This is a genomic window from Streptomyces sp. SID14478 (genome assembly GCF_010548525.1).
Lineage (GTDB): Bacteria > Actinomycetota > Actinomycetes > Streptomycetales > Streptomycetaceae > Streptomyces.
On record NZ_JAAGMG010000053.1, the window covers coordinates 1 to 2,660 of the forward strand.

The window sequence follows — 2,660 nt, forward strand, 5'->3', positions numbered from 1 at the left end:
CCCGCGCCTCGGCCCCGACACGCAGTGGTCCGCGATCGGTCCGTACCGCCTGCTGACCGCCCTGCCCGTGGAGGCCGCCCACGACCCGGTGGTGGCCCCCCTCCTCGCCCCCGCGCACCGCCAACTCGCCCGCACGGCCGAGGTGTTCCTCGACTGCGCCGGCCAGGCGGGCCGCACGGCGGCGGCCCTCGGCATCCACCGCCAGACGCTCTACTACCGCCTGTCCCGGGTGGAACAGCTCACCGGCCTCGACCTGGACGAGGGCGAGGACCGGCTGCTGCTGCACATGGGGCTGAAGGCGGCGCGGCTCTAGAGCCGTTCCGCTGAAGGCGGCGCAACCTCGGATCCTGTCCGTGAGGTCGTCGTCGGTGCCGTACGCCCGCAGGAAGGTGTCGACGGCCGCGCTCGCGATCTCCCCGCGACTCGGCCGCACCGACCTCGCGCGTACCGAGCCGGGATCTGGGCGACCCCGGGACGGACACCGGCGGCTCCCTAGCGGGCCGTTTCCATCAACATCCGCAGCCCCTCGGTGAGTTGGTCGGCGCTGGGCGAGTAGTCCGCGTCGAAGGTGTGCTGCGCGATGAGGCCGAGGACCAGTACGGAGAAGAACTTGCCGAGGGTGTCGACGCTCGGGTCGTCGGCCGGCGGCTCCTCCCCCATGACCATGCCGATGAAGCCGCGCCCGGCCTCGTTCTGGGCCCGCGCCAGGTGCTCCTGCACGATCGGCATCTTGTCGCCCATGGTCACGAGCTCGATGCTCAGGTGCCAGATGGACCCGGGCTTGCCGAGGCTGTCCGTGATCCCGGCCATCACGGCCCGGAACCGCTCCAACGAGCCCGGCGCGCCCGGCAGTTCGCCCACGTCCCCCCAGCTGTCGGAGCCCCTCTCCGCCAGCGCCACGTAGGCCTGCGCGAGAAGGGCGTCCTTCGAGCCGTAGTGGTAGCCGATGGACGCCAGGTTCGTCCCCGACTCCTTGACGATGTCGCGCGCCGTCGTGCGCGCGAACCCCTTCTCCAGAAGTACGCGCTCGGCGCCTTCGAGCAGATCCTCGCGATGTCCCATACCCTCACCCTACCCAGGATCCAGACGAGCGTCTTACACACAAGTACTAAACAATCGTCCTATACAAGCGTACTAGACAAGCGTTTAAGACAGTCGTATGGTTCCTGTCATGGCGAACTCGACGGGCACCACCACATCTCCCGACTCCCTTGCCGGACGCCGCGAATGGACCGCGCTGGGCGTCCTGATGCTGCCGCTCCTGCTGGTCTCCATGGACGTCTCGGTCCTCTACTTCGCGATCCCGGCGATCAGCGCGGACCTGGCGCCGAGCGGCACCCAGCAGCTGTGGATCTTCGACATCTACGCGTTCGTGCTCGCCGGCCTGCTGATGACGATGGGCTCGCTGGGCGACCGGATCGGCCGCCGCAAGCTGCTCCTGATCGGCGCCGCCGCCTTCGGCACCGCCTCCGTCCTCGCCGCCTACGCGAACAGCGCCGAGACCCTCATCGCCGCCCGCGCGCTCCTCGGGGTCGGCGGCGCGACCCTCATGCCGTCCACCATGGCGATCATCCGCACGATGTTCACCGACCCCGGCCAGCGGGCGAAGGCGATCGGCCTGTGGTCCGGCGTCATGACCGGCGGCGTCGCGCTCGGCTCGGTGATGAGCGGCGTCCTCGTCGAGTACTTCTGGTGGGGCTCGGTCTTCCTCGTCAACCTGCCCGCGATGGTGCTGCTCCTGGTCCTCGGCCCGTTCCTGCTGCCGGAGTCCAAGAACCCCGAGCCCGGCCGCTTCGACCTGCTCAGCGTGCCCCTGTCGATGGCCGCCGTGCTGCCCGTCATCTACGGCGTCAAGGAGATCCCGTCCGAGGGCTGGAACGTGCGCTACGTCGTCTCGATCACCGTGGGGCTGCTCTTCGCCGCCCTCTTCGTGCACCGCCAGCGCACCGCGAAGTCCCCGCTGATCTCCCCCGCCCTGTTCCGCGGCCGTGGCTTCGCCCCCGCCGTCGTCCTGAACCTGGTCTCCTCCTTCGGCATGATGGGCTCGGCGTTGTTCACCACGCAGTACCTGCAGTCCGTGCTCGGCAAGAGCTCCATGGCCGCCGCGCTCTGGTCGCTGGTCCCCACGGTCCTGGTCGGCGTGGCGGCGCCCGTCGCCGCGCAGCTCGTCGACAAGGGCGTGCACCGCGCCCACGTCGTCGCCGGCGGCTTCGCCGTCGCGGCCTGCGGATACGGGCTGCTGGCCCTCGCCGGCACCGACTCCCTGTGGCTGGTCCTGGCCGGGGCGGGCGTCCTCGCCTCCGGGATCGTCACCGTGATGTCCCAGATGATGGACCTGGCGCTCGGCACCGTCCCGACCGCCAACGCGGGCTCCGCCGCCTCCCTCCTGGAGACCGGCGCCGAGTTCGGCGGCGCCCTGGGCATGGCAGTCCTCGGCTCCATCGGCACCGCGGTCTACCGCCACGACATCCCGGCCGGCGCCCCGGCCGCGGCCCAGGAGACCCTGGGCGGCGCCCTCGCGGTCGCCGGACAGCTGCCGGGCGACGCGGGCCGGGCCCTGACGACCGCCGCACGCGAGGCCTTCACCAGCGGCATGCAGGCCGCGGCGATCGCGGGCGCGGCCCTGCTCCTCGCCGCCGCCGTCCTCGCCGCGCTCACCC

The 2,660-nt window shown here is 71.4% G+C and carries 3 protein-coding genes; 2 read left to right on the plus strand and 1 reads right to left on the minus strand.

Annotation, left to right across the window (positions count from 1 at the left end):
• The coding region (locus G3I40_RS01885; protein ID WP_164300385.1) for a helix-turn-helix domain-containing protein at positions 1-313 on the plus strand (313 nt) is incomplete at its 5' end.
• Positions 314-492: 179 nt separating this feature from the next.
• Here the strand turns inward: G3I40_RS01885 and G3I40_RS01890 are convergent.
• Positions 493-1,062 (minus strand): TetR/AcrR family transcriptional regulator, encoded by a 570-nt coding sequence (locus G3I40_RS01890; protein WP_164300386.1) that lies wholly within the window; start codon positions 1,060-1,062, stop codon positions 493-495.
• Between the two features lie 109 nt (positions 1,063-1,171).
• Here G3I40_RS01890 and G3I40_RS01895 point away from each other — a divergent pair.
• Positions 1,172-2,660, plus strand: a 1,489-nt coding sequence (locus tag G3I40_RS01895) for an MFS transporter (RefSeq protein WP_164300387.1), incomplete at its 3' end; no start/stop codon positions are given.